Raw genomic sequence first — 1,139 nt, 5'->3', positions numbered from 1 at the left:
CCGCGATCGTTTGTTATGTGACTGGTGTTCAGCCGTGTGATCTTCCGATCACCGGACGCACCTCAGGCGCGGGGGGGGGGGTGCCGCCGAAGGCGACGGCACCGCCCCACCCGGCATCGCCCCCGGCGTCCGGCCGATGAAACGGCCCCCCTGCTCCGCAGGGGGGCCGTTTCCGGTCTGCCCTGGCTCACTGCCGGTCGACGTCCTGCCACGCCTGAAGGACCGCGACGCCGGTCGACGGCTCGTACGGCATGCGCACGGCCTGCGTGCTCCCGTCCTCCAGGTCGCCGGGGGTGAGCTCGGGGGAGCCGAACATGACGTGGTCGACTCCCAGTCCGTGGGCGAGCCACAGGCCCGCGCCGCCCGGTGTCTCCGCACGCTCGCGGACGAGCAGGTTATGGCCGGTACCCCAGCTGACGAGGAACCAGCCCCGGCCCCCGTGGCGGACGTGGCCGCTCAGCTGGTCCGCGAACAGTGTCCCGGCGGTGTCGAGCGACGCCACGGTCAGGCCGACCCAGGAGATGCCGAGCGGTTTCCCGGCGGACTCGGGGAAGCCCTCGGGAGCGGGGGAGGCGAACCCGCCCACCAGGTCCTTGTCCGCCTCGGCAAGCTGTATCAGGGTCCCCATGCCCGCCTGTTTCGGATGGAGGAACGCCTCTTTCCAGTAGGTCTCGTTCCTGCCGCCCAGGGTGTCGATCCCGATCGCCCGTAACCGGTCCAGGGCGTCGACCAGGGAGGGGACCTGGAAGGTGAGATGGTGCGGGCTGGGGCCGTTCCTGTCGATGAACCGCCGCATGAAGCCGCCCGGCCGGGCGCCGGGGGCGATGAACTCCAGCCTCATGTCATGGGCGTAGACCAGCTGGTAGGGCGCGAACTCGCCCGTGTCACCTCCGTGTGACCATGCGCCGCCCAGTCGAACGGCGAAACGAGGGTAGGCGTCCTCCCATGACTCGACCCCGATGGCGAGGTGGTCGAAGATGACGACGTCTGACATGTGCGTCCTCTCCCGTGCGGGAATCTCTGGAAACGGCCGCGGGGGGCGGGCGCCGGACGGCCGGGCGCCCCGCCCCCCGCCCCGCCGCCGGCGCGGGGTGGCGGCAACGCCCCGACCTACACCCGAAACACAAAAAAAACTAACG

1 protein-coding gene is annotated in these 1,139 nt (G+C 70.8%); it reads right to left on the bottom strand.

Annotation, left to right across the window (positions count from 1 at the left end; all coding sequences use genetic code 11):
• Positions 1–187: 187 nt before the first annotated feature.
• Positions 188–994, bottom strand: a complete 807-nt coding sequence (locus ABZU75_RS46510; protein WP_355570040.1) for a VOC family protein — start codon at positions 992–994, stop codon at positions 188–190.
• Positions 995–1,139: the final 145 nt, after the last annotated feature.

The organism is Streptosporangium sp. NPDC005286, from assembly GCF_040607515.1.
Taxonomy (GTDB): Bacteria; Actinomycetota; Actinomycetes; order Streptosporangiales; family Streptosporangiaceae; genus Streptosporangium.
Note: the sequence above shows the minus strand (reverse complement) of the source record. Positions and strands in the feature narration are given on the sequence as shown.